At 62.1% G+C, this 25,172-nt stretch carries 22 protein-coding genes; 8 read left to right on the forward strand and 14 right to left on the reverse strand.

All coding sequences use genetic code 11. The features are described 5' to 3' along the window. Positions 1-107: 107 nt before the first annotated feature. Positions 108-1,235: a GNAT family N-acetyltransferase gene (locus tag QYE47_RS14095; protein ID WP_019439126.1), complete on the reverse strand. Its 1,128-nt coding sequence runs from the start codon at positions 1,233-1,235 to the stop codon at positions 108-110. 262 nt (positions 1,236-1,497) lie between these two features. On the opposite strand from QYE47_RS14095, the gene QYE47_RS14100 reads away from it, so the two are divergent. Beyond that, a complete protein-coding gene (locus QYE47_RS14100) occupies positions 1,498-2,742 on the forward strand; it encodes a putative porin (RefSeq protein WP_003254615.1) in 1,245 nt (414 codons plus the stop codon). A gap of 198 nt (positions 2,743-2,940) precedes the next feature. Here QYE47_RS14100 and QYE47_RS14105 read toward each other — a convergent pair whose 3' ends face one another. Continuing rightward, a complete protein-coding gene (locus tag QYE47_RS14105) occupies positions 2,941-4,062 on the reverse strand; it encodes a beta-ketoacyl-ACP synthase III (RefSeq protein ID WP_014590060.1) in 1,122 nt (373 codons plus the stop codon). 174 nt (positions 4,063-4,236) lie between these two features. After that, positions 4,237-8,142, reverse strand: a complete 3,906-nt coding sequence (hrpA, locus tag QYE47_RS14110; RefSeq protein ID WP_014590059.1) for an ATP-dependent RNA helicase HrpA — start codon at positions 8,140-8,142, stop codon at positions 4,237-4,239. Between the two features lie 571 nt (positions 8,143-8,713). Here hrpA and QYE47_RS14115 point away from each other — a divergent pair. Both QYE47_RS14115 and QYE47_RS14120 read left to right on the forward strand, forming a co-directional pair. Then, positions 8,714-10,078, forward strand: a complete 1,365-nt coding sequence (locus QYE47_RS14115; RefSeq protein WP_003254618.1) for a glutamine synthetase family protein — start codon at positions 8,714-8,716, stop codon at positions 10,076-10,078. Between the two features lie 24 nt (positions 10,079-10,102). Further along, the gene (locus QYE47_RS14120) at positions 10,103-11,410 is read left to right on the forward strand and encodes an FAD-binding oxidoreductase (protein WP_014590058.1); all 1,308 of its coding nucleotides are present in this window, start codon (positions 10,103-10,105) and stop codon (positions 11,408-11,410) included. Between the two features lie 286 nt (positions 11,411-11,696). On the opposite strand, the gene fadD1 is transcribed toward QYE47_RS14120, so the two are convergent. Then, positions 11,697-13,394 (reverse strand): long-chain-fatty-acid--CoA ligase FadD1, encoded by a 1,698-nt coding sequence (fadD1, locus tag QYE47_RS14125; RefSeq protein WP_014590057.1) that lies wholly within the window; start codon positions 13,392-13,394, stop codon positions 11,697-11,699. Positions 13,395-13,725: 331 nt separating this feature from the next. Further along, complete coding sequence (fadD2, locus tag QYE47_RS14130) at positions 13,726-15,414, reverse strand: long-chain-fatty-acid--CoA ligase FadD2 (RefSeq protein ID WP_014590056.1); 1,689 nt, start codon at positions 15,412-15,414, stop codon at positions 13,726-13,728. 218 nt (positions 15,415-15,632) lie between these two features. Between fadD2 and QYE47_RS14135 the strand changes: the two genes are divergently transcribed. Together QYE47_RS14135 and QYE47_RS14140 are read left to right on the forward strand one after the other, a co-directional pair. Beyond that, complete coding sequence (locus tag QYE47_RS14135) at positions 15,633-16,577, forward strand: alpha/beta hydrolase (protein WP_014590055.1); 945 nt, start codon at positions 15,633-15,635, stop codon at positions 16,575-16,577. 34 nt (positions 16,578-16,611) lie between these two features. Next, positions 16,612-17,082, forward strand: a complete 471-nt coding sequence (locus tag QYE47_RS14140) for a MaoC family dehydratase (protein WP_003254624.1) — start codon at positions 16,612-16,614, stop codon at positions 17,080-17,082. A gap of 119 nt (positions 17,083-17,201) precedes the next feature. Here the strand turns inward: QYE47_RS14140 and QYE47_RS14145 are convergent, their stop codons facing one another. From QYE47_RS14145 to QYE47_RS14165, 5 genes are all read right to left on the reverse strand, one after another. Then, the gene (locus tag QYE47_RS14145; RefSeq protein WP_070383567.1) at positions 17,202-18,440 is read right to left on the reverse strand and encodes an RNA polymerase sigma factor; all 1,239 of its coding nucleotides are present in this window, start codon (positions 18,438-18,440) and stop codon (positions 17,202-17,204) included. Next, on the reverse strand, positions 18,440-18,925 hold the full coding sequence (locus tag QYE47_RS14150) for an SRPBCC family protein (protein ID WP_014590053.1): 486 nt from the start codon (positions 18,923-18,925) through the stop codon (positions 18,440-18,442). Before QYE47_RS14150 ends, QYE47_RS14145 begins: the two co-directional genes overlap by 1 nt. Before the next feature lie 21 nt (positions 18,926-18,946). Then, on the reverse strand, positions 18,947-19,291 hold the full coding sequence (locus QYE47_RS14155) for a YciI family protein (protein ID WP_014590052.1): 345 nt from the start codon (positions 19,289-19,291) through the stop codon (positions 18,947-18,949). Between the two features lie 44 nt (positions 19,292-19,335). Then, the gene (locus tag QYE47_RS14160) at positions 19,336-19,761 is read right to left on the reverse strand and encodes a nuclear transport factor 2 family protein (protein WP_014590051.1); all 426 of its coding nucleotides are present in this window, start codon (positions 19,759-19,761) and stop codon (positions 19,336-19,338) included. A 190-nt stretch (positions 19,762-19,951) separates the two neighbouring features. Continuing rightward, on the reverse strand, positions 19,952-20,209 hold the full coding sequence (locus tag QYE47_RS14165; protein WP_003254632.1) for a DUF2790 domain-containing protein: 258 nt from the start codon (positions 20,207-20,209) through the stop codon (positions 19,952-19,954). Between the two features lie 318 nt (positions 20,210-20,527). Here QYE47_RS14165 and QYE47_RS14170 point away from each other — a divergent pair, with 318 nt between their 5' ends. Continuing rightward, complete coding sequence (locus QYE47_RS14170; protein WP_041166860.1) at positions 20,528-20,932, forward strand: GNAT family N-acetyltransferase; 405 nt, start codon at positions 20,528-20,530, stop codon at positions 20,930-20,932. On the opposite strand, the gene def is transcribed toward QYE47_RS14170, so the two are convergent. The 3 genes from def to QYE47_RS14185 form a co-directional block, all read right to left on the reverse strand. Continuing rightward, entirely contained in the window at positions 20,887-21,423 is a 537-nt protein-coding gene (gene def / locus QYE47_RS14175; RefSeq protein WP_014590050.1) for a peptide deformylase, read from the reverse strand. The genes QYE47_RS14170 and def overlap by 46 nt on opposite strands. Then, on the reverse strand, positions 21,423-22,379 hold the full coding sequence (locus QYE47_RS14180) for a YihY/virulence factor BrkB family protein (protein ID WP_014590049.1): 957 nt from the start codon (positions 22,377-22,379) through the stop codon (positions 21,423-21,425). Before QYE47_RS14180 ends, def begins: the two co-directional genes overlap by 1 nt. A gap of 152 nt (positions 22,380-22,531) precedes the next feature. Continuing rightward, positions 22,532-22,711 carry a CsbD family protein gene (locus QYE47_RS14185; RefSeq protein ID WP_012051514.1) on the reverse strand — a complete coding sequence of 60 codons (180 nt, stop codon included), beginning with the start codon at positions 22,709-22,711 and terminating at the stop codon, positions 22,532-22,534. 235 nt (positions 22,712-22,946) lie between these two features. Here QYE47_RS14185 and QYE47_RS14190 point away from each other — a divergent pair, with 235 nt between their 5' ends. Further along, positions 22,947-23,327, forward strand: a complete 381-nt coding sequence (locus QYE47_RS14190) for a hypothetical protein (RefSeq protein WP_014590048.1) — start codon at positions 22,947-22,949, stop codon at positions 23,325-23,327. Positions 23,328-23,332: 5 nt separating this feature from the next. On the opposite strand, the gene QYE47_RS14195 is transcribed toward QYE47_RS14190, so the two are convergent. Continuing rightward, the gene (locus tag QYE47_RS14195; RefSeq protein WP_010955234.1) at positions 23,333-24,169 is read right to left on the reverse strand and encodes a S1-like domain-containing RNA-binding protein; all 837 of its coding nucleotides are present in this window, start codon (positions 24,167-24,169) and stop codon (positions 23,333-23,335) included. A gap of 130 nt (positions 24,170-24,299) precedes the next feature. Between QYE47_RS14195 and QYE47_RS14200 the strand changes: the two genes are divergently transcribed. After that, positions 24,300-25,160, forward strand: a complete 861-nt coding sequence (locus QYE47_RS14200; RefSeq protein WP_070383566.1) for a DUF6279 family lipoprotein — start codon at positions 24,300-24,302, stop codon at positions 25,158-25,160. Positions 25,161-25,172: the final 12 nt, after the last annotated feature.

Below are 25,172 nucleotides of genomic sequence, written 5' to 3' on the forward strand. Positions count from 1 at the left end.
GACACCTGCGCGGCCTTTTCGCGGGTAAACCCGCCCCTACAACGATAGCGAACCTGTGTAGGAGCGGGTTTACCCGCGAAAAGGCCAGCACAGGCAACACAGATCTCTCAGTCCCGGCGGTAGGGCAACATCCCCCGCGCCTCCTCGGCATACCCCTTGACCCCTTCCCGTTCCTGCAGCAGAAAATCCTCCACCGCCCGCCGCAACCCCGGGTGCAGCAGGTAATGCCACGACCGCGTCAACACCGGCTCAAACCCGCGTATCAATTTGTGCTCGCCCTGTGCCCCGGCATCGAAACGCTGGTAACCCTCGGCAATGGCAAAGTCCATGCCCTGGTAGAAACACGTCTCGAAATGCAGCCGATCGAACTCATCGAGGCAGCCCCAATAGCGGCCAAACAGGCTGTCGCCACCCACCAGGCTCAGGGCCATGGCCACATCTCGACCACCCTGGCGAGCCATTACCACGCGCACCGCCTCGGGCATGCGCTCGGCCAGCAGACTGAAAAAATCGCGCGTCAGGTAAGGGGCACGACGGCGCACCGCATAGGTGTTGGCATAGCACAGAAAGACGAAATCCCACTGTGCCTCGTCCAGTTCATCACCGCGGTACCAGCGGAAGTCGATACCCTGCCCCGCCACCTGCTCGCGCTCCTTGCGCATCTGCTTGCGCTTGCGCGAGCTGAGGCTGTCGAGAAAGTCCTGGAAGTCGCGATACCCCCGGTTTTGCCAGTGAAACTGGCAACCCAGGCGTTCCATCCACCCAGGCAGGCCCGCCAACTGCGCGTCCAGCGCCGGGTCGGTGAAGTTGATGTGCGCTCCGGAAAGCCCACCCTTGCCCAAATACTCCGGCAGGGCCTGCAGCATCAACAAACCGTCAGCCGGATCGGCCGCCAGCAGCCGTGGGCCGCTGACCGGACTGAACGGCACAGCGCCAAGCAGTTTTGGGTAGTAGGCGATACCAGCCCGCTCACAAGCATCGGCCCAACCATGATCGAACACATACTCGCCAAACGAGTGCCACTTGCGGTACGCGGGCAACAGCGCTCGTACCTGTCCGTCACGCTCCAGCACCAGGTGCTCGGCGGCCCAGCCAGTGTTGCGCGCCACGCTGCCGCTGTCCTCCATTGCACTGAGAAAAGCATGGCGCAGGAAGGGTTGGCCGGCTGGCACAAGGGCATCCCAGGTGGCCGTCGAAAGATCACGCAGGTGGGCAAGGCTGTACAGGCTGGTCACGTTTTCGGCTCGCTGTCTGAAGACCGTCAGTATCCCCAAGGAAGGCCCGTCGCTCAAATGACGAACGCCGGGTGGGTCCTTCAATACTCAATTACTTAACAACAGTGCCACTAATCAGACATTAATCTGTCATTGGCCCCCGCAATACTTGCGCCTGTTTTCCGGAACCCTAGAACCTGTCTATTCAGGCCCTTTCCGAAGACATGCCAACGCAGGGGCAGGCGCTTGAGCCTCCCCCATTTTTTTCAGTAGGGAGAACCTTATGCGTCTTGTTTCCACACTTACCGGAGTAAGCCTCACCGGCATGATGCTGGCCCTGAGTGCCCCGGCCAGTGCTGCTGTCGACGCCAAGCTGCTCGAAATGCTCCGCGCCAATGGCTCGATCAATCAGGCGCAGTACAACGAACTGCAGGGCGACCTGGCAAAAGAAACCAAGGAAAAGGCCGACCAGAAAGCTCAGTCCGAACGCATGAGCTCCTTTGAACAAAAAGTGGCATGGGCCGCCAAGACCCAGATCAAGGGTGACGTGCGCCTGCGCTACGAAGACGTCAACGTCGACGATCCGAACAGCAGCAGCGGCAACCAGGACCGCCAGCGAGTACGTGCCCGTGTCGGTTTCTACAGCGAGATCAACCCGCAGGTCGACGCTGGGGTCCGTATCGCCACTGGCAGCAGCGCTGACCGACGTTCGACCAACCAGAGCTTCGACAACTACTTCGACAAGAAGTCGCTGTGGGTCGACCTGGCCTACCTCGACTGGCACCCGACTGCAGTCCCTAACCTGCACCTGATTGGCGGCAAGATGCAACAGCCTTGGGTGAGCATGGGCGACATCATCTGGGATAGCGACATCAACCCGGAAGGTGTGGCGGCCACTTACAAGGCTGACCTGGGCGGGGCCGAAGTGTTTGCCAGCGCCGGTCAGTACACCTTGAAGGACAACGTCGATGGTGACGGCGTCCAGTACAAGCACGATGCACAGGTCTACCACGGCCAATTGGGTGCCAAGTTCGCGCCGGCCGACGTGCTCAAGCTCACCGTGGGTGCCAGCATCTATGGTTACGACAACGACAAGGAAGCAGCCATCCTGCAGTCGTTCGGCAACACCACCAACGAGTTCAATCTGGTGGAAGGCTTTGGCCAGATCGACTTCACTGGCTTGGCCATTCCGTTGTCGGCCTATGGCCAGTACGTTAAGAACACCGACAGCACCGACGGCGAAGATCAGGCCTGGCTGGCTGGCCTGAAAACCAAAATGGGTGCCTGGAGCCTGGACTACAACTACCGCGATGTGCAGCGTAACGCGGTGGTCAGCCTGTTCACCGATTCGGACTTCGGCAACGGCTACACCGGTTCGCGTGGTCACAAGTTCAAGGTCGGTTACGAAATCGACAAGAACTTCTCCCTGGGTGCTGCCTACCTGATGGCCAAGACCGACCTGTCGCAGTTGCCGAACAGCAATGCTGACGTCGACACCCTGCAGGTAGATCTGGAAGCCAAGTTCTAAGCGACACCCTGCTCTGCTTCACCTGAAGCGGGAAACGCCGACCCCATCCGGCGTTTCCCGCTTTTTTGCCTGTGTGAAATGCGCCGGCCCCTTCGCGGGCTTGCCCGCTCCCACAGAATCACCACAGACCTTGAGAACTGTGCTGTACCTGTGGGAGCGGGCAAGCCCGCGAAGAGGCCGTAACAGGCGCCTGATGAATCAGCGCTTGCGCAGAATCACGCTACCAATCGAATACCCCGCACCAAACGAGCTCAACACGCCCAACGAGCCTTTGGCCAGGTCATCCTGGTACAGGTGGAAGGCAATCACCGACCCCGCCGAGCTGGTATTGGCGTAACGGTCCAGAATCACCGGTGCCTCTTCCTCGGCCACTTCACGCCCCACCAGTTTCTTGACGATCAACTGGTTCATGCTGAGGTTGGCCTGGTGCAGCCAGAAGCGCTTCACGTCGCCCGGTTGCAGCCCATTCTCCTGCAGGTGTTCACCGATCAGTTCGGCCACCTTCGGGCACACCTCGCGGAACACCTTGCGGCCTTCCTGGATGAACAGCTTGTCCGCAGCGCCTTCACCCTCTTCCGCCGCACGGTTGAGGAAGCCGAAGTTGTTGCGGATGTTGTTGGAGAACTCAGTCCAGAGCTTGCTGCTGACGATGTCGAACTGGTGCGCCGAAGTGGCCTGGTCGGCACGCTCCAGCAACACGGCGGTGGCGGCATCGCCAAAAATGAAATGGCTGTCGCGGTCACGGAAGTTGAGGTGGCCGGTGCACACTTCGGGGTTGACCATCAGCACCGCCCGCGCCTGGCCCAGCGCTACGCTGTTGGCGGCGGTCTGGATACCGAAGGTGGCCGACGAGCAGGCCACGTTCATGTCGAAGGCAAAGCCCTGGACACCCAGTGCCTGTTGCACTTCGATGGCGATGGCCGGGTAAGGGCGCTGCAAGTTGGAGCAGGCGACGATCACCCCGTCGACATCGGCCGCCGTTCGGCCTGCGCGCTCCAGGGCCTGGCGGGCAGCGGCCACGGCCATTTCACACAGCACCGACGGTTCATCGTTGCTGCGCTCGGGCAGGCGCGGCTTCATGCGCTGCGGGTCGAGGATACCGGCCTTGTCCATGACAAAGCGGCTCTTGATGCCCGAGGCCTTTTCGATAAACGCCGCGTCGGAGAGCGGCGCCGCCTCGACTTCACCGCGCTCGATGGCGGCAGCGTTGTCCTGGTTGAACTGCTGCGACCAGGCGTTGAAGGAAGCCACCAGCTCTTCGTTGGAAATGCTCTGGGCCGGGGTGTACAGGCCGGTGCCGCTGATCACGACGTTATGCACGGTCGTTCCTCTGGTCAAAGGCCATCGCCACAGGGCGCTGGCTGGAAACATGACAGGTTAATGGCACTTTAGTGCCAATTCAGGGGCATACGTTTACCCCTGCGCGGCGGGCTTATCCGCCAAGGGCCGCAAAGCGGCCCCAAACGCCCCAAAGTTTGCCACAAATAATGGAGGTTAGCCTTCCACCTGACTCCATTGTTTGCTCAATCGCTTGTCAGAAATCGGCACCTTGGTCCCCAACTGCTGGGCAAACAGCGATACGCGATATTCTTCCAGCCACCAGCGGTACACAGTCAGTTGCTCATCGCGCTTGCCTTCCTGGGCATGCTTGTCGGCACGGGCCTTGTACTGCGCCCACAGGTTGGCCAATTCGCCGCTCCACACCCGGTCCTTCTGTACTTGCGAGCCGAGTTTTTCGAGGCGCAATTCAACCGCCTTGAGATAACGCGGCAACTCCTTGAACCACACCCCAGGCGTTTCGCGTACGAAGCCCGGGTACACCAGGTTGCCTAGCTGCTGCTTGATGTCGTTCAGTGCCACCGCTTGGCTCAGGTCGATCTTGCCCTTGAAGCGTTTCTGCAGACCATGCCACAGCTTCAGCACTTCCAAGGTCTGCCTTGCCAGGCGCTCGGCATGCTCGGCCCAGCTGCCGCGCTTGCGTTCAGCCAGCGCGGCCAAGGCCGCGCCATCACGTGGCAACGGTTGTTCGCCTTCAAGGATGCAACTGTCCAGGCTGGCCAGCAGAATGTCTTCGACCAGCGCCTCGACCCGCCCCATTTCACGGTACAGCAGGCCCAGCTCGGTCAGCCCCGGCAGCTTGCCGCGCAGGAACTTGGCCGGCTCGGCCAGTTGCTGCAGCAACAGCCGTTGCAAGGCGCGGCGGTGCTGAAACTCGGCTTCGGCCTGGGTCGAGAAGCGCCCTTCACGCACAGTGCCGTTGTCTTCCACCAGTGCCGGGTACACGGTCATCGACAGGCCGGCGATCTTCTGCTGGGCGGTCTGCTTCACTTCGCTGAAGGCCTTGGCCTGCACCGGCTGCTCACCCTTGGCGTCACGTGGCACGGCCAGGGCAGCCTGACTGGCGGCAGCAAAGCGCGCGGTCAGCTCCGCCAGGTCGCGGCCTTCGCCAAGGAACTTGCCCTGGCCATCGACCACTTCGATGTTCATGCGCAGGTGGCCCTCGACCTGGTTGACCGACTCGTCCCAGGCCTCGTCCGACACACGTGCACCGGTCATGCGCAGCAGTTCCTGGCCCAGGGCCTGTGGCAGCGCCCCTTGGCCGAAGGTCATGCGCGCCAGCGAAGCCTTGACGAAGTCTGGCACCGGGACAAAGTTCTTGCGCAGGGCCTTGGGCAGGTTGCGCACCAGCGCCACGCACTTGGCCTCCAGCAGGCCCGGCACCAGCCACTCCAGGCGCTCGCCCGGCAGGCTCGGCAACAGCGGCGCCGGCACCCGCACCGTCACACCATCGCGGGGGTGGCCGGGCTCGAAGTGGTAGCTCAGCGGCAGGCGCAAATCGCCCACCTGCATACTGTCGGGGTACTGTGCGGCGGTCACTTCGCTGGCCTCGCGGGCCAGCACGTCCTCCTCGCGCATGATCAGCAGGTTGGCGTCCTTCTGGCTGCCCATGCGGTACCAACTGTCGAAGGTCGCCGTCTGGTGGATTTCCGCCGGCAGGCGCGCTTCGTAGAAAGCGTACAGCGTTTCTTCGTCAGCCAGAATGTCACGCCGGCGAGCCTTGGCTTCCAGCTCGTCCAGCTCTTCAAGCAGGCGTTTGTTGGCCGCCAGGCACTTGGCCCGCGACTGGATTTCGCCACCCACCAGGCCTTCACGGATAAACAGCTCGCGCGAGGTTGCCGGGTCGATCGGGCCGTAGTGCACCGGCCGACGGCCGACCAGGATCAGCCCGTAGAGCGTGATCTGCTCGTAGGCCACCACCTGCCCGCGCTTCTTCTCCCAGTGCGGCTCGAAATGGTTTTTCTTGATCAGGTGGCCGGCCAGCGGCTCGATCCAGTCCGGCTCGATCTTGGCCACCATGCGCGCATACAGCTTGGTGGTTTCGACCAGCTCGGCAGCCATGACCCACTGCGGGCGCTTGCGCCCCAGGCCCGACGATGGATGCACCCAGAAACGCCGCTGGCGGGCGCCCTGGTAGTCGCCCTCTTCGGTCTTCTGGCCAATCTGGCTGAGCAGCCCGCTGAGGATTGCCTTGTGCATCTTCTGGTAATCGGTCGGTTCCTTGTTCACCGTCAGCTGCAGGTCACGGCAAATCAGCGCCAACTGACGATGAGCATCGCGCCACTCGCGCAGCCGCAAGTAGTTCAGGAACTGCTTGCGGCACCAGTTGCGCAGCGGGTTGGCAGTCAGCGCCTGACGTTGTTCCTCGAAGCCGCGCCACAGGTTGACCAACGCAGCGAAGTCCGAGTCCACGTCCTTCCACTGTGCGTGCGCCTGATCGGCGGCCTGCTGGCGTTCTGGAGGGCGTTCACGCGGGTCCTGCACCGACAGCGCACTGGTGACGATCAGCACTTCCTGCAGGCTGCCCAGGCGCGCGCCTTCAAGCAGCATGCGGCCCAGCCGCGGGTCGATCGGCAAGCGCGCCAGCTGGCGGCCAATTGGCGTCAGCTGGTTCTCGCGGTTAACCGCCGAAAGCTCCTGCAACAGGTTGAAGCCGTCGCTGATGGCTTTGCCATCCGGCGGCTCGATGAACGGGAAGGCATCGATTGCGCCCAGGCGCAGGTGCAACATCTGCAGGATCACCGCCGCCAGGTTGGTGCGCAGAATCTCCGGGTCGGTAAACGCTGGCCGGCTGTTGAAGTCCTCTTCGCTGTAGAGACGCACGCAAATGCCCGGCTCGACCCGGCCGCAACGGCCTTTACGCTGGTTGGCACTGGCCTGTGACACCGCCTCGATCGGCAGGCGCTGGACCTTGGCGCGGTAGCTGTAGCGGCTGATGCGCGCGGTCCCGGTGTCAATCACATAGCGGATGCCAGGCACGGTCAGCGAGGTTTCGGCGACGTTGGTGGCCAGCACCACGCGGCGCCCGGTGTGCGGTTGGAAGATACGCTGCTGCTCAGCCGGCGACAGGCGCGCGTACAGCGGCAAAATCTCGGTATGGCGCAGTTGCGCCTTGCGCAGGATCTCGGCGGCATCACGGATTTCCCGCTCGCCCGGCAGGAAGATCAGCACATCGCCCGGCCCCTTGCCCTCGCTACGCTCGTGCTGCGCCAGCTCGTCGAGGGTGGCAAGGATGGCCTGATCGACGGTGAGGTCGTCCTCGATCTGGTTGCCCTCTTCGTCCTGTTCGCTGGTCAGCGGGCGGTACCAGGTGTCCACCGGGAAGGTGCGCCCGGACACCTCGATGATCGGCGCACCGTCGAAGTGCCTGGAGAAGCGCTCCAGGTCGATGGTGGCCGAGGTGATGATCAGCTTCAGGTCCGGTCGACGATGCAGCAACGTTTTCAGGTAGCCGAGCAGAAAGTCGATGTTCAGGCTGCGCTCGTGCGCTTCGTCGACGATGATCGTGTCGTAGCGTTCAAGGAAGCGGTCGTGCTGGGTTTCGGCCAGGAGGATGCCGTCGGTCATCAGCTTGACCAAGGTATTGGAATCGCTCTGGTCTTCGAAACGCACCTGATAGCCGACCAGCGCGCCCAAGGGCGTGCCCAGCTCTTCGGCGACTCGCGCGGCCACGCTACGCGCTGCGATCCTGCGTGGCTGGGTATGGGCGATCAACCCATGGCTGCCACGGCCAAGTTCCAGGCAGATTTTCGGCAACTGGGTCGTCTTGCCAGAGCCGGTCTCGCCGGCGATCACCAACACCTGGTTTTCGGCCAGGGCCTTCTTGATTTCGTCACGCTTGGCGGCGATGGGCAGGTTGTCGTCGTAGCGTACGGTCGGCACGCTCTGCTGACGCGCGGTGACCTGGGCGCAGGAGGCCTGGACCTTCTCCACCCACTGCGCCAGCTTCGCCTCGTCGGGGCGCTTGCGCAGTTCGTGCAGTTGCCGGCGCAGGCGATGGCGGTCGGCAATCATGGCGTGGTCGAGGTTTTGCAGCAGTTTGTCGATGGCGTGGTCAGTCATGGGGCTTTTTAATGATGCAGGTGAGCCTGCTTTTTCATGATCGGCATTCGGAAAGTCGGGCGATTGTCGCAGATTTGCGGATTCTCTGCTGCTTGCACGCTCACTGTGGGAGCGGCCTTGTGTCGCGATAGGGCCGCAAAGCGGCCCCAGCAATTTCTGAGTGGTCGCTGATGGCCGGGGTCCGCTACGCGGCCCTTTCGCGACGCAAGGCCACTCCACATTGACCGTGATGCTTTCAACACGAATGTTTAGCCAAGTGCGATGTAAAGGTTGCCATTCACTGCTTTAATCAACCTTACGCCGCATGTGAGTATCAAAGGCATGACTCCCGCCCAGCCCATCGCCCCACCGTCGTCCCGCCCTTCGCTCCCGAAGGCCCGGAGCCGTGCCGGGGAAAATCCGCTGGTCCACATCATCCTTGCCTTCTGGGCCTTGTGGCACTGCCGTCACGCGCGCCCACCGGACACCTCGCTCACGCCATTGTGACCACACCCGGCCACCGTCTGGCCGTTTGACTCAACTGGGCCGCCTGCTTGCGCGGTGGCCCTGCGCGCCTATGAGCGAATTGATCATGCACTTTGCCCCTGTAGAGCAGGCTACCCGTTTTCTGGCCGACAACCCCGATATCGAGCTGTTCGAACTGTTCATCCTCGACGCCAACGGTGTGCCACGCGGCAAGCTGTTGCACCGCGAGGAACTGCTGGCCGTGTACCAGACAGGCCGGCCACTGCCCAGCACCATCCTTGGCCTGACCCTCAATGGCGACGACGTGGAAAACTCCGGCCTGGTGTGGGACGTAGGCGATATCGACTGCCGTGCCTACCCGCTTGACGGCAGCCTGGTGCGGCTGCCCTGGCGACGGGTGCCAACCGCTGCAGTGCAGGTGAGCATGCACCCCAGCGAGGGGCTGCCGGCCAGCATCGCTGACCCACGCCATGTGCTGCTGCGCACCATCGAAGCGTTGAAGGCCGATGGTTACCACCCGGTGATGGCCTGCGAGCTGGAGTTCTACCTGCTTGACCAGCAGCGTGATGCCCAGGGCCGCCCGCAACCGGCACTGGACAACGATGGCGGTCGCCCACGCAGCACCCAGGTCTATGGCCTGCGCGAACTGGAGCAGATCGAACCGTTCCTCGCCGACCTGTACGCTGCCTGCAAGGCCCAGGGCATCCCGGCGCGCACGGCCATTTCCGAGTACGCCCCGGGCCAGGTGGAAATCACCCTGGAGCATGGCGATGCGCTGCAGGCGATGGACCAGGCGGTGCGCTACAAGCGCCTGGTAAAAGGTGTGGCCCATGCCCACGGCATGCAGGCCTGCTTCATGGCCAAGCCATTTGCCCAACTGGCCGGCACCGGCATGCACATGCACCTGAGCCTGGCCGACAGCGCCGGCAACAACCTGTTCGCCAGCGAAGACAAGGCCGGTACCCCGCTGCTGCGCCAGGCCGTGGCCGGCATGCTGCGGCACCTGCGCGACTCGCTGTTGCTGTTCTGCCCCAACGCCAACTCGTACCGACGTTTCCAGGCCAACAGCTATGCGCCCCTGGCGCCAACCTGGGGCGTGGACAACCGCACCGTGAGCCTGCGTGTGCCAGGAGGCCCTGCCAACAGTCGCCATGTGGAGCACCGCATCTGTGGCGCAGATGCCAACCCTTACCTGGCTGCAGCGGCGATCCTTGCTGCCAGCCACCGCGGCATCCGCGAACAGCTTGACCCAGGTGCCCCCGTTGAAGGCAACGGTTACGCTCAGGCCACCGAACACCTGCCCACCGACTGGCTGACCACCCTCGACGCCCTGCAACATTCCGAATGGGCCCGTGAAGCATTGGGCGAAGACTTCCTTGGCGTGTACCTGAAGGTCAAGCGCGCCGAGTACCGCCAGTTCATGGCTGAAGTCAGCGAACAGGACTGGCGCTGGTACCTGCACCAGGCCTGAGCCCCTACAAAACAAGGAACACCCATGAACGCAGCATTGAACAACGGCCCGGCAAAGCGCGCGCCGTCCTATTACAGCGCCACCCTCAACGACCACAGCGAGTACCCGCAACTCAAAGGCACGGTGCAGGTGGATGTGGCGATCATCGGCGGTGGCTTTACGGGCGTGGCCACGGCGGTTGAACTGGCCGAGCGCGGCCTGAAGGTCGCCATCGTCGAAACCAACCGTATCGGCTGGGGCGCCAGCGGTCGCAACGGCGGCCAGGTCACCGGCAGCCTGTCGGGCGACGAGGCCATGCGCTCGCAGATGCGCAACCACTTGGGCGCCGAAGTGGACGATTTCATCTGGCACTTGCGCTGGCGCGGGCACCAGGTGATCGAACAGCGCGTGGCGCGCTATGGCATCGATTGCGACCTCAAGCGTGGCCATCTGCATGCAGCCATGAAGCCTTCGCACATGAACGAACTGCGTGCGTTCGAGGCCGAAGCACAGCGCCGCGGCATGGGCGAGCAGGTGCAACTGCTCGATCGCGCTGCAGTGGCCGAGCATCTGCAAAGCCCGCTTTATCTGGGTGCGTTGAAGAACCTGCGCAACCTGCACCTGCACCCACTCAACCTGTGCCTGGGGGAAGCCCGTGCCGCGCATGGCCTGGGTGCACTGATATTCGAAAATTCCGAAGTGCTGGACATCGTCCATGGCCCGCGCCCGGCGGTGGTTACCGCCCACGGCCGGGTCGAGGCACGCCAGGTGATGTTGGCCGGCGATGTGTATCACAAGCTCGAAAAGCGCCAGCTCAAGGGCAAGATCTTCCCGGCCATGGGCGGTATCGTCACCACCGCGCCGCTGGGTGAGCTGGCCGAGCAGATCAACCCGCAGGACCTGGCGGTGTACGACTGCCGCTTCGTCCTCGACTACTACCGCCTGACGGCCGACAAGCGCCTGCTGTTCGGCGGCGGCGCCAACTACTCAGGCAAGGATTCACGCGACATCGAAGGCGAATTGCGCCCCTGCATCGAACGCACCTTCCCGGCATTGAAGGGGGTGCCGATCGAGTTCCAGTGGAGCTGCGCCATGGGCATCGTGGTCAACCGCATCCCGCAGCTGGGCAAGCTGTCGGACAACGTGTGGTACTGCCAGGGTTACTCGGGGCACGGTATTGCCACCAGCCACATCATGGGCGAGATCATGGCCGAAGCGTTGACCGGGACGCTGGAGAAGTTCGACACCTTCGCCCAGTGCAAGCATGTGCGGGTGCCGATGGGAGACTTGCTGGGGAACCCGCTGCTGGCGGCGGGGATGTGGTATTACCAGATGCTCGAGAAGCTGCGCTGAGTTGCGCGGGTGTAGGAGCGGGTTTACCCGCGAAAGGGCCGGCCCTGCTGGCCAATCTCCACCCGCCATTCACCGTTTTCGCCACTACCGTATTCGCGGGTAAACCCGCGCCTACAGGGGCTCACAATGTCTGAAGACGGCGCCGCATCTTATTGTGGGGCCTCATGTCGCGAAAGGGGCGCCTAGCGCCCCCAGCCATCGTTGCATTACCGCCGAAATCCCAGGGCCGCGTCGCGGCCCTTTCGCGACACGAGGCCGCTCCCACACTGAGCGTGCAGGCCTGTGGTCAGGCGATCTTCTTCAAGCCTTGCTTCTTGAGCTCTTCATCACGCAGTTCGCGGCGCAGGATCTTGCCCACGTTGGTGGTAGGCAGCGAATCGCGGAACTCGATGTGGCGCGGTACCTTGTAGCCGGTAACGTTGGCGCGCATGTGCTCCATCACCTGCTCCTTGGTCACGGTCATGCCCGGCTTGACCACGATGAAGACCTTGATCACTTCACCCGACTTCTCGTCCGGCACACCGATGGCTGCGCACTGCAGCACGCCCGGCAAGGCCGCCAACACGTCTTCCAGCTCGTTGGGGTACACGTTGAAGCCCGAGACCAGGATCATGTCTTTCTTGCGGTCGACGATGCGCATGTAGCCGTCCGCCTGGATCACGGCGATGTCACCGGTCTTCAGCCAGCCTTCGCTGTCGAGAATCTCGGCCGTGGCGTCTTCACGCTGCCAGTAGCCCTTCATCACCTGCGGGCCCTTGACACACAGCTCGCCCACTTCGCCAAGCGGCAGCTCATTGCCGGCATCGTCGATGACCTTGCACAGGGTCGACGGCACCGGAATACCGATGGTGCCCACCTGGTTCGCTTCCGACGGGTTCACCGCCGCCACCGGGCTGGTTTCGGTCATGCCGTAGCCTTCGCAGATGGCGCAACCGGTAACGGCCTTCCAGCGCTCGGCCACGCTTAGCTGCAAGGCCATGCCGCCCGACAGGGTGATTTTCAGCGCCGAGAAATCCAGGGCTCGGAACGCCTCGTTATTGCACAGGGCAACGAACAGGGTGTTGAGGCCCACAAAGCCGCTGAACTTCCACTTGCCCAGTTCCTTGACCATCGCCGGCAAGTCTCGCGGGTTGCTGATCAGCACGTTGTGGTTGCCGATCAGCATCATCGCCATGCAATGGAAGGTAAACGCATAGATGTGGTACAGCGGCAGCGGGGTGATGAGGATTTCGCAGCCTTCGTGCAGGTTGGAGCCCATCAGTGCCCGGCACTGCAGCATGTTGGCCACCAGGTTGCGGTGGGTCAGCATGGCGCCTTTGGCCACACCGGTGGTACCGCCGGTGTACTGCAGCACCGCCACGTCGTTGGCCTGCGGGTTGGCTTCGGTCACTGGCTGGCCCTTGCCCAGCGCCAGGGCGTCATTGAAACGCACAGCCTGTGGCAGGTTGTAGGCCGGCACCATCTTCTTCACGTACTTGATCACGCTGTTGATCAGCAGGCGCTTGAGTGGCGGCAGCAGGTCGGCCACTTCAGTGACGATAACGTGCCTGACCTTGGTTTTGGGCACCACTTTCTCGGCCAGGTGGGCCATGTTGGCCAGGCACACCAGGGCCTTGGCACCCGAGTCGTTGAACTGGTGTTCCATCTCCCGCGCGGTGTACAGCGGGTTGGTGTTGACCACGATCAGCCCGGCACGCATGGCACCGAAGACCGCGACCGGGTATTGCAGGACATTGGGCAGTTGCACGGCAATGCGGTCACCCGGCTTGAGGTCGGTATGCTGTTGCAGCCAGGCGGCAAACGCCCCCGACAACGCATACAACTCGCCATAAGTGATAGTCTTGCCCAGGTTGCTAAAGGCCGGTTTGTCGGCAAAGCGTTGGCAGGATTGCTTGAGTACTGCCTGGATATTGGGGAATTCGTCAGGATTGATTTCCGCCGTAATCCCGGCTGGGTACTTATCCTTCCAAAAATTTTCGATCATGGAAGCCCACTCCTTCAGCAACAGCGAAGTTCGATTCACGCGTCGATGCGCTTATTATTGATATGAGATGACGGTTCGTTGCAAACCGGATCATCTGGAAGCGGGCCGAGAGTAACAGCTTTGTCTGGGGTCGCCTAGAGGCCAAAACAGGCCTCTCGGTCACAAAAATGACTCAATGAACAATACAGGTCATTTTTAGAGTAATTATCCAAAATGTCGCAGATAAGGCTGTATATGGCCTGTTAGAGCGGTTTGAGGCGTTCGCGGGTAAACCCGCTCCTACATTGGGCGGTGTAGGAGCGGGTTTACCCGCGAAGAAGCCATCCCGGTATCACGCTATATCGCGCAACTCCCGCCGCAAAATCTTGCCCACCGGCGTCATGGGCAACGATTCACGCAGCACGATGTGCTTGGGTACTTTGTAGCCAGTGAAGTTGGCCTTGCAGTAGGCCTTCAGCTCATCAACGCTCAGCCCCCCCTCGCGCGGCACCACGAACAGCTTGACCGCCTCGCCGGAACGCTCGTCCGGCACGCCGATAGCCGCACAGTTGGCGACCTTGGGGTGCCCCATCACCACATCCTCGATTTCGTTGGGGTAAACATTGAAGCCCGAGACGATGATCATGTCCTTCTTGCGGTCGACAATGCGGGTGAAGCCGTCCGGGTCGATCACCGCGATATCACCGGTCTTGAACCAGCCTTCTGCATCCAGTGCCTGGGCCGTTGCCTCGGGCTGCTGCCAGTACCCCTTCATGACCTGCGGGCCTTTGATGCAAAGCTCGCCCCGCTCGCCCAGCGGCAGTTCGTTGCCGTCATCATCGATGACCTTGAACGCAGTACCCGCCACGGGGATGCCCACCGTCCCCAGACGCGCCAGCTGGCCGTATGGGTTGGTGCTGGCTACCGGCGAGGTTTCTGTCAGGCCGTAGCCTTCAACGATACGGCACCCGGTAAGGTTTTCCCAACGCTCGGCGGTCGCTTTGACCAGCGCTGTGCCACCAGAGTTGGTGACCTTCAGCGCCGAGAAGTCCAGCTGACGGAAACCCGGGTGGTCCATCAGTGCGACAAACAGGGTATTGAGGCCCAGCAAGGCAGAGAAACGCCACTTGCCCAGTTCCTTGATGAAGCCGGGAATATCCCGCGGGTTGGTAATCAGCACGTTATGGTTGCCGGTGACCATCATGCACATGCAATTCGCGGTGAAGGCATAGATGTGGTACAGCGGCAGCGGCGCGATCATCACTTCCTGGCCGTCCTTCAGCAGCTTCTGCCCATCGGGGCCGTGCTGCGAGAAGCAGGCCAGCACCTGCAGCATGTTGGCCACCAGGTTGCCATGGGTGAGCATGGCGCCCTTGGCCAGGCCGGTGGTGCCGCCGGTGTACTGCAGCACGGCGATGTCATCGAGGTTCAGCGACACCGGTTTGGGCGACAGCCCGCGGCCCTCGCGCAGCACCTGCTTGAACGGCACCGCCTGGGGCAACTGGTAGGCCGGCACCATCTTCTTCAACTTGTCGACCACGGTGTTGACCAGCCAGCCCTTGGCGGCCGGCAGCAGGTCGCCCATCTTTGCCTCGATCAGGTACTCGATACCGGTATCGGGCAGCACCTCCTGCACGCGCTTGCCGAACATGTTCAGGTACACCAGCGCACGCGCGCCACTGTCCTTGAACTGGTGGCGCATCTCGCGCTCGGTGTACAGCGGATTGGTATTGACCACGATCAGCCCGGCGCGCATGGCACCGAATACGGCGATGGGGTACTGCAGCACATTGGGCATCTGCACGGCAATGCGCTCACCCGGTTTGAGGTCGGTGTGCTGCTGCAACCAGGCAGCGAAGGCTGCCGAATGGCGCTCCAGTTCCGCGTAGCTGAGGGTCACGCCCAGGTTGCTGAACGCCGGGCGGTCGGCAAAGCGCTTGCAGGAGCGCTCGAACACCTCGACGACCGAGGCGTAGGCATTGATGTCGATGGTAGAAGGCACGCCTGCCGGGCGCTTGTCATTCCAGAAGTCGGCTTGCATTTATTATTGTTCCTCTGCCTGGACCTGCACTGCGTCCTTTAGTCCTTTACCTGACCGCCTGCTGGCGAAAAGGCGTTGATTCGACGTTAGCAGGTAAACCCAAGGTGGCATATACGCCAAGTGCCGCCATTAACATTGTGAATCTTATTTGTGCCCCTCCTGCAATCCGGCCGGTTGTGCATACACTGTTCGGGTAACCGCGCGCACAAGGACCCGCCATGCCTCACGATGCCTTCTGGCTGCCCGCCAGTGAGCACTGCAGCCTGTACGTACACCAATGGCTGCCGGCCACACCGGTAAAGGCCGTGGTGCTGCTGGCCCATGGCATGGCCGAGCATGCCGGGCGCTACCACCGTCTGGGCCAGGCCCTGAGCGAGGCCGGCTTTGCCCTGTTCGCTGCCGATCAGCGTGGCCACGGGCGCACTGCCGAACTGGGCAGTCTCGGCCTGTTTGCCCGTCATCATGGCTGGAATGCCGTGGTCAATGACCTGGGGTGTGTGGCCCAGCACATCGGCCAGCAGTTCCCGTGCACGCCGCTGTTCCTGTTCGGCCACAGCATGGGCAGCTACATCGCCCAGGCTTACCTGCTGCATCACAGTGGCAGCCTGCACGGGGCGATCCTCAGCGGCTCCAACTATCAACCGGCCGTGCTGTACCGCTTTGCGCGGCTGATTGCCCGGCTGGAGTCCTGGCGCCAGGGGCCACTGGGCAAGAGTGCACTGATCGAATGGTTGTCCTTCGGTTCGTTCAACAACGCCTTCAAGCCCAACCGCACGGCCTTCGACTGGCTCAGCCGCGACCCGGGCGAGGTCGATCAGTACGTGAATGACCCGTTGTGCGGCTTTCGCTGCACCAACCAGTTGTGGCTCGATCTGCTGCAAGGCTTGGCGCAGATCAGTCAGCCGGGTAACCTCGCGCAGATCGATCCCAACCTGCCGATGCTGGTGATCGGCGGTGAATGTGATCCGGTCAGTGCCGGCAAGCGTCTCACCCATCTGGCCGACGCCCTGCGCGCGACCGGCAACCGACATGTACAGCTGCGCATCTATCCTGAGGCGCGGCATGAAGTACTCAACGAAACCAACCGTGGCGAGGTCATCGCCGATATTCTCGGCTGGCTGGAACAGGCGCTGGCCCTTGGCCGCCCTGCGCGCAGTGAATGATAGCCGCCCTCGCCCAACGCTTAAGGAAGCATCGATGTCCCAGGTCACCAACACGCCTTACGAAGCCCTCGAAGTCGGCCAGAAGGCCGAGTACAAGAAGTCCGTTGAAGAACGCGACATCCAACTGTTCGCTGCGATGTCCGGTGACCACAACCCGGTTCATCTGGATGCCGAGTTCGCCGCCAAGAGCATGTTCCGCGAACGTATTGCCCATGGCATGTTCAGCGGCGCGCTGATCAGTGCTGCAGTGGCCTGCACCCTCCCTGGCCCTGGCACCATCTACCTGGGCCAGCAGATGAGCTTCCAGAAACCGGTGAAAATCGGCGACACCCTGACCGTGCGCCTGGAAATCCTCGAGAAGCTGCCCAAGTTCAAGGTGCGCATCGCCACCAATGTGTACAACCAGAACGACGAGCTGGTGGTCGCGGGTGAAGCCGAGATCCTGGCGCCGCGCAAGCAGCAGACCGTCGAGCTGGTGTCGCCGCCGAATTTCGTGGCGAGCTGAGGTGTGATGCAGCCAGCATCTTCTTCAAGGCTGCTCTCCTGGGTAACCCGCTAACGCGTTGATTTGGCAGGCATCCTGTGGGAGCGGGCTTGCCCGCCAAGAGGCCGGCACACCTCACATCATTCGATAGCCTGCAAACGCCGCTCGATATACCGCCGCTCAGGCGCCTGCCGGGTCAAGGCCAGCGCCTGCCGCCAGGCCGCCCGCGCCTCTTCCACCTGTCCCAGCTGGCAATGCAACTCGGCGCGTGCCGCATGTGCCACGTGATAGTCCAGCAACTCCCCCCGTGCCAGAATCCCTTCGACTTCCCGCAAGCCAGCCTCCGGCCCATCCCGCTTCGCCAGCGCCACCGCCCGGTTAAGCGCCACCACCGCTGATGGCCAATACCGCTGCAACACGTCATACAGCCCGACGATCTCTCCCCAGTCCGTCTCTTCAGCCGTCACCGCTTCGGCATGCACGGCAGCAATCGCCGCCTGGATGGTATAGGCCCCGAATGCACGGCTCTGCAGGGCCTGGCGCACCAGAGCACAGCCCTCGGCAATGAACTGCCGGTCCCACAAGCTACGGTCCTGCTGCTCCAGAACCACCAAATCGCCTTTGCCATCGATGCGCGCCCGCTGCCGGGACGCCTGCAACAACATCAACGCCAGCAGGCCGACCGCCTCCGGGTCGGGCAGCAACTGCACCAGCAACCGCGCCAGGCGAATGGCTTCATCGCTCAGCGCCTGCTGCAGCAGTGTCTCGCCCGATGACGCCGAATAGCCCTCGTTGAACACCAGGTAGATCACCCGCAACACACTTTCCAGGCGCTCGGGCAGTTCACTCAGCTCCGGTACCTGGTACGGTATGCCCGCGTCACGGATCTTGGCCTTGGCGCGCACAATACGCTGGGCGATGGTGGCCGGGCTTTGCAGAAAGGCGCGGGCGATCTGCTCGGTCGTCAGGTCGCAGACTTCGCGAAGCGTCAATGGCACCTGAGCGTCGGCCGACAGGGCCGGATGGCAACAGGTGAAGATCAGCCGCAGGCGGTCATCCACCAGCAGCTCTTCTTCACTGGGATCCTGCGCCTGGTCATCCAGCAGCATGCTCAAGTCCGCCTGGGAGCGGTCGAAGCGGACGCGCCGGCGCAGCGCGTCGATGGCCTTGAAGCGCCCGACAGAAACCAGCCACGCTCGCGGGTTGGCGGGAATACCGTCGCGTTGCCAGCGTTCGACGGCAATGAAGAAGGCATCATGCATGGCCTCCTCGGCCAGGTCGAAATCACCCAGCAAGCGGATCAGTGTCGCCAGTATGCGCCGCGACTCCTGCCGATACACAGCCTCGACTTCGGCGCGCACCTTGGCCAGTGCGGCCATCAGTCGGGCATCCGCTGGGTCACCACCTCCACCAGGCGGTCCAGGCTTTCTCCCCAGCCTTGGTGGAAGCCCATTTCTTCATGGGCCCGGCAGTCGGTGGCATTCCAGTGCCAGGCCCGGGCGGTGTAGCGGGTTTTGCCCTGTTCCTCGTCAAAGCTGATCACGGCGGTCATGAAGGCCTTGTCCGACGGTACCCAACCGGGGCCGAAGGCATCAGTGAACACCAGCCGGCGTGGCGCGGCAATTTCCAGAAAAACGCCCTGGTTGGGGTACTCGCTGCCATCCGGCGCCCGCATCAAGGTGCGAAACAGGCCACCGGCCCACAGCTGCATTTCACACTCCGGGGTGGTCATGCCGTGCGGCCCCCACCACTGCATCAGCCACTGAGGTTCGGTCCAGGCGCGAAATACCTTGGCCGGTGGGGCGTCGATCAGGCGGCTGATGGATAACTCGTGTTGCGCCTGGGCAATGGGGGCAAGGCTCATGCTGATTGTTCTCCTTGGCTGTCAGGGTTGCAGCTCACGCACCGGTCGCACCTCGACACTGCCGACCCGCGCGGCAGGGATGCCTTTGGCGATATTCAGCGCTTCGTTTAGGTCGCGGGCCTCCACCAGGTAAAAGCCGGCCAGTTGCTCCTTGGTTTCGGCGAACGGGCCGTCGGTCAGGCTCATGTGTCCGTTGCGCATGCGTACCGTGGTGGCCGTCTGCACCGGCTTCAGCGCCTCGGCCGCCAGCATGCGCCCGGAACCCTGAATGGCTTCGGCGTAGGCCATGCATTCGGCGTCTGCCGGGCTGTCGGGCAGGCTGTGCAACAGCCCCTCGTCACAATAGACCAGGCACAGGTATTTCATGGTCGCCTCCAGGGTATTGGCAAAGTGCGTTTGGCGATAACGGCTCAGGGCTTGAGATCGAACAGGGCTTTTTGCGTTTCCATATCGAAAGGCGCCGACCAGTGTTCGTGAATTACCTGCCACTGGCCGCCTTGACGACGATAGCCCACCGTGGCGCGCATGAAGCCGCACTGGCTTTCGTCGTCGCCCGGGCCGCAGCGGTTCAGCCAATGGGCCAGGGCCAGATCGCCAGCGGCGTGCACGGTGAGTTGGGCAAGTTCGAACACCATGGGGCCGGGACACATGCCCATGCACATTTCCCAGTGCGCCGTGTAGGCTGACTTGCCTTTGAATTGCAGAGCCTGGATGGCATCGAAGGCGACGATATCGTCGGCGTAGGGGGCGATGATGCCCGGGATGTCGCGATCGCGCACGGCTTGCATCCAGCGCTCGATCAATTGACGGATTTCGGATTCGGCTGCGGTGCTCATCGGGGTACCTCCGAAAGATCATAGGGGTGGGGCACGGTGTGAAGCGTGCCTTCAGCTATGGTCGAACGGTAAGCGGAGGATTCGACAGGCGGGGGAAATTATTCTGTATTGGCGGAGCACCTGTGAGATCGCATCAGGGCTAGCAAGTGCCCGCCACAGCGTTTTCAGACCCTGTGGCGGGCACCGCCAGTCAACCCTGCTGGCAACCTTCACCCATGGCCCGGTACTGAATGGTGTGCACCTGGCCCTGATGGTCTTCATAGGTCATGGTCGCAGGTACCACTTCGCAGACATTGGGGATGGTCGACAGGTTGATCACCCGCTTGATGTCCAGGTTCATCGAGTAGTCATACTGCTGAGCCACAGGCTCGCTGGAGACGGGTTTGGCCTCATCGGCGAGGGCGAACGAGGACATACCGACCAATGCAAGAATCAGTAATGGTTTCATGTGGTTTTGCCTTTTGAGCGTTCAAGCTGATCGATTGACTTCTATTGCCGTATCCGGCGCGGAGAAGTTGTCATCTAGGGTCTAGATGGCACGAAGTACCGATCCCGCTTCGTACTGCCAGGGGGGATGAACAAAATTCTACTCCCGGCCAGTAATAGTTGAACCCCGGAGTCGGATATTCACCCTTGCCGGTTTTGCAACAATCTGCGACAAAGTGGCCGCAAATCATTAGGCCAGAGCCTCTGGCCACGTTTCAGGGTAGGACTCGCCATTTCTGAAAAATTGTCCTGTACGACGCTTTCGGACACAGAACGCCGTTTGCTGGACCACTTCTACCGCCAGCACAGCTCACGCATGCGCGCTGCAAGCGACGCCGAACTTTGGGTAGCACGGGCCCCTGGCATCATCGCCGGGCTGAGCCTGAGTGCGGTGGGTGAGGGATTCTGGCTGACGGGCCTGTTCGTCGCCCCGCAGCGGCGCAACCAAGGGGTGGCTGCACGGTTGGTCGAGGCAGCGCTGGCGCAGGTTGACGGGCCCGTCTGGCTGTTCTGTCATCCCGACCTGACGCCCTTCTACCAGCGCCTGGGTTTCGACCTGGCCCAACAGCTGCCAGAACCCCTGGCCAGCCGCCTGCAACGCTATCAGCGCAACAAACGCCTGGTAGCCCTGCAGCGAGGTCAGTCGTCGCTGGCCTCAAGCCCAGGGAACAGCACCTCGGTGTAGCCGAACCTGGCAAAGTCCTGGATGCGCGAGGGGTATAGCCGGCCGATCAAGTGGTCGCACTCGTGTTGCACCACCCGCGCATGGAAGCCATCGGCAAAGCGGTTGATCGGGCTGCCCTGGGGGTCGATCCCTTGGTAGCAGATATGCTTGAAGCGCGGCACCACGCCGCGCAAACCAGGCACCGACAGACACCCCTCCCAGCCGTCCTCGACCTCGCTGGAGGTCGGGGTGATGACCGGATTCAGCAGAATGGTCTGCGGCACCGCCTCGGCATCGGGGTATCGCTCGCTGCGCTCGAAGCCGAAGATCACCAACTGCAGGTCGATGCCGACCTGCGGGGCGGCCAGGCCCACACCGCCGACGTGACGCATGGTTTCGAACATGTCGTCGATCAATTGCTGCAGTTCGGCACTGCCAAGCATGTGCTCGGGCACTGGCGGAGCGATGCGCAGCAGGCGTTCGTCGCCCATCTTGAGAATGTCACGGATCATCAGGGGTTCGGCTCGACGCTATGAGGCTTGCTCGGGTTCGGGTGCTCGTGACCCAGTACAGTCAAGGTTTCCTTGGGTTTTTCCCCGTCGAAGTCTTTCTCGCCCGGGTTCTTGCCTTCGGCTGACATGTGCTCGATCACCGCATTCATTTCGGCGCCGAGCAGCAGCACGGCAGCCGAAATATAGAAATACAGCAACAGCACGATGATTGCACCAATGCTGCCGTACATGGCGTTGTAGTCGGCAAAGGTCTTCACGTAGTAGGCAAAGCCCAGTGAGGCCACGATCCACACTACAACCGCCAGCACCGAGCCCGGGGTGATGAAGCGAAACTGCTGTTCCACATCAGGCATCACGTAATAGATCAGGGCCACTGCCACCATCAGCAGAATGATGATCACCGGCCAGCGCAGGATGGTCCACAGTGTGACGATGAACTCCTGCATGCCGATCTGGGCAGCTATCCATTCCATCACCTGCGGGCCGAGCACCATCAGCGCTGCGGCCGCCAGCAGCATGCCAGCCAGGCCCACGGTGTAGAAAATGGAAAGCGGGATACGCTTCCACACCGGGCGACCTTCGGGCACATCGTAAGCGGCGTTCATGGCGCTCATCATCAGGCGCACGCCGGCGGAGGCGGTCCACAGGGCGATCACGATACCCACCGACAGCAGCCCACCCTTGGATTGTTGCAACTGGTCGATCACCGGATTCACCTGCTCCAGCGCCTGGGGCGGCAATACCAGTTCCGATTGCAGACGCAGCCAGGAGAAAAAGTCCGGCAAGTGCAGGAAACCGATCAGGGCAATCAGGAACAACAGGAAGGGAAATAGCGAGAACAGCGCCTGGTAGGCCAGCGCTGAGGCATAGGTGGACATCTCGTCGTCGAGGAATTCCTTGACGGTGCGAACCAGCACGCGGTGCAGGGGCAAGCCGCGCAGGTCGGGGAAAATCATAGCGTCTCCTTTCGCCGCTTGATCGTTACACAGGCAAGTCTAATAGACCCTGTCCGTGCTGTGCTGCTCCCGGCCGTGGTTGAAGAATTTGCTTGCCAATAGTGCGGGTCTCTTCGCGGGTTCGCCCGAGAAGAGACCCGCACCGCCTCAAGTCAAGGTTTCTTCACCGCATCCTTCACATTGCCCTTGACCTGCTGCGCCTCGCCTTTGAGCTCCTGCGCCTTGCCTTCGGCCCGCAGCTTGTCGTTGTCGGTCACCTTGCCAACACCCTGTTTCACGTTGCCGATCGCTTCGTTGGCCAAGCCTTTCGCTTTGTCTTTAGTACCGCTCATGGCAAAACTCCTGCAAATGGAGACACGTGAACCGTGTCGACAGAAGGTTGACCCAACGCCTGGGCCAGGAGTTTCAACGGATTTCCCGGCCAGAAGCCGAACGGTAAAACTGCAGGCGAATACCGTCCAAGCCCGCGAAGAGGCCGGCACTGGCACCGCAAGTCACAAACCTTGCTCCGCCCCGTGCCACCCCTCACAATGCAGGCCTTCATAGCGTCAACGCGCAGGAACCTGCATGAAACTCGACAAACCCGCCGCCATCGCCCGGCGCAACGAAGCACTGGCACGGCCGGTGCTGACCAGCAGCAATACTCTGTTCGCCACTCTGGACAGCAAACGCAACCTGTGGTGGTTCGAAGTGCCAGTGGCACTGCTGGGCAAGGGCCAGGCCGACTGGGTCAACCTGCTGCTGCACACGCCGGAAAGCGATGAGCTGCAGCACCTGAAGGTGCCCACCAATTTCCTCAAGGCTCACCTTGAGCAAATGGAAGTGCGCAAGCCTGGCAAGCGCCGCTCCACCATCAGCCTGGCCCTCAGCGCCGACCGTGACTCGCTGCTGCGCGACACCCGTCCGGGTGGCGAGCAGCTGGACTTCCGCAACTTCGTACAGGCGTAAGGCCGTCAGGCTTTCTCGATGCGATCGTCATGGATGACGATCAGGCCCTGCTTGAACAACCCGCCAATGGCCTTCTTGAAGTTGCCCTTGCTGACGTTGAACAGCTTGCTGATCAACGCAGGGTCACTCTTGTCGCACACCCCCAACACCCCGCCTTCGGCTTCCAGGCGCGCCATGATCTGCTCTTGCAGGGTGTCCGCCAGGGCGGCGCCTACCGGCTGCAGGCTCAGTGAAATCTTGCCGTCCTGGCGCACTTCCTTGATGAAGCCCTTCTCGTGCATGCCCGAGCGCAAGAACTTGAACACCTCGTTCTTGTGGATCAGGCCCCAGTGGCGGTTGTTGATGATGGCCTTGAAGCCCATCGGCGTCTCGCCGGCCACCAACAGCTCGACCGGCTGGCCAACCTTGTAGTCGGCCGGGGTGACATCGAGGTAGCGGTCCAGGCGCGACGTGGCAGTGATCCGGCGGGTGCGCTTGTCGAGGTACACGTGCACCACGCAGTAATCACCGATCTTCAGAGGCCGTGCCTCTTCCGAGTACGGCATCAGCAGGTCCTTGGACAGGCCCCAGTCCAGGAAGATACCGGCACCGTTGATGTCCTTGACCTTCAGGCTGGCGAACTCGCCAACCTGCACCTTGGGCTTCTCGGTGGTGGCGATCAGCTGGTCTTCGCTGTCCAGGTAGATGAACACGTTCAACCAGTCATCGACTTCGGTCTCGGCGTTTTTCGGGATATAGCGCCCGGGCAGCAGTATTTCGCCATCGGCGCCGCCGTCCAGGTACAGACCGAAGTCCACGTGTTTCACGATTTGCAAACTGTTGTAACGCCCAAGCAGAGCCATTTCCGATGATCCTCAAGACAAGGCGGCTATTCTACACCTGAAGCCACCACATGGCCCGACCACTCATGCAGTGGAACCGCCAGGCCGCTCTTGCATCTACCTTCTGACCAGCCTGAGGAAGGAACAGCACATGCCGCTACGCCTGCCCAAAGCCCTGCTTATCGCCATCGGCTTCGCCCTGGCCTTGGCCGCCTGCAGCCGCATCGACCTGGCCTATCGCAACCTCGACCGCCTGGTGCCGTGGTCGCTGAGCGACTACCTGGACATGAACCGCGAGCAAAGGGCGCTGCTGGACGATCGGTTGCGCGAGCACCTGGCCTGGCATTGCAAGACTCAACTGCCCGGCTACCTCGACTGGCTCGACCGGCTACGTGAGATGGTCGCCGACGACCAGGTCACCGACCAGGCCCTGCAGCAGAGCACCCGCGAGGTCCGTGAGGCAATTGGTCGAGTGGCCGAGGAAATCACCCCTTCGGCCACCGAACTGCTGCGCGGCATGAGCGACAACCAGGTAGCGCAGATGCGTGAAGCCTTCCGCGATGACATCAGTGAACGGCAGAAGCAGTATGTGGATACGCCATTGCCGAAGCAGATGGCCCGCCGTAGCGAACGCATGGAAAAACGCCTGACGCCATGGTTTGGCGAGTTGACGGCGGTACAGAAGCAACGCATCCAGACCTGGTCTCAAGCGCTGGGTGACCAGAACCGTGAATGGATCGCCAACCGTGCCCACTGGCAGCAGCAATTACTGTTGGCAATGAACCAGCGCAACGACTCCAGCTTCCAACCGCGCCTGGCGACCTTGTTGCAACGCAAGGAGAGTTTGTGGACACCCGAATACCGGGCGGCATATCAGAATGCCGAGCAGCAGGCACGCAGCCTGCTGGTGGACCTGGTGCGACAAAGCACCCCGCAGCAGCGGAGATTCCTGCAGGAACGGCTGGGCAAGGTGCGGACCCATTTGAGCGAGATGAAGTGTTTGAAGGAGTGACAGGCCTGTTCG

This window comes from Pseudomonas sp. 2,4-D, from assembly GCF_030418155.1.
Classification (GTDB): domain Bacteria; phylum Pseudomonadota; class Gammaproteobacteria; order Pseudomonadales; family Pseudomonadaceae; genus Aquipseudomonas; species Aquipseudomonas alloputida.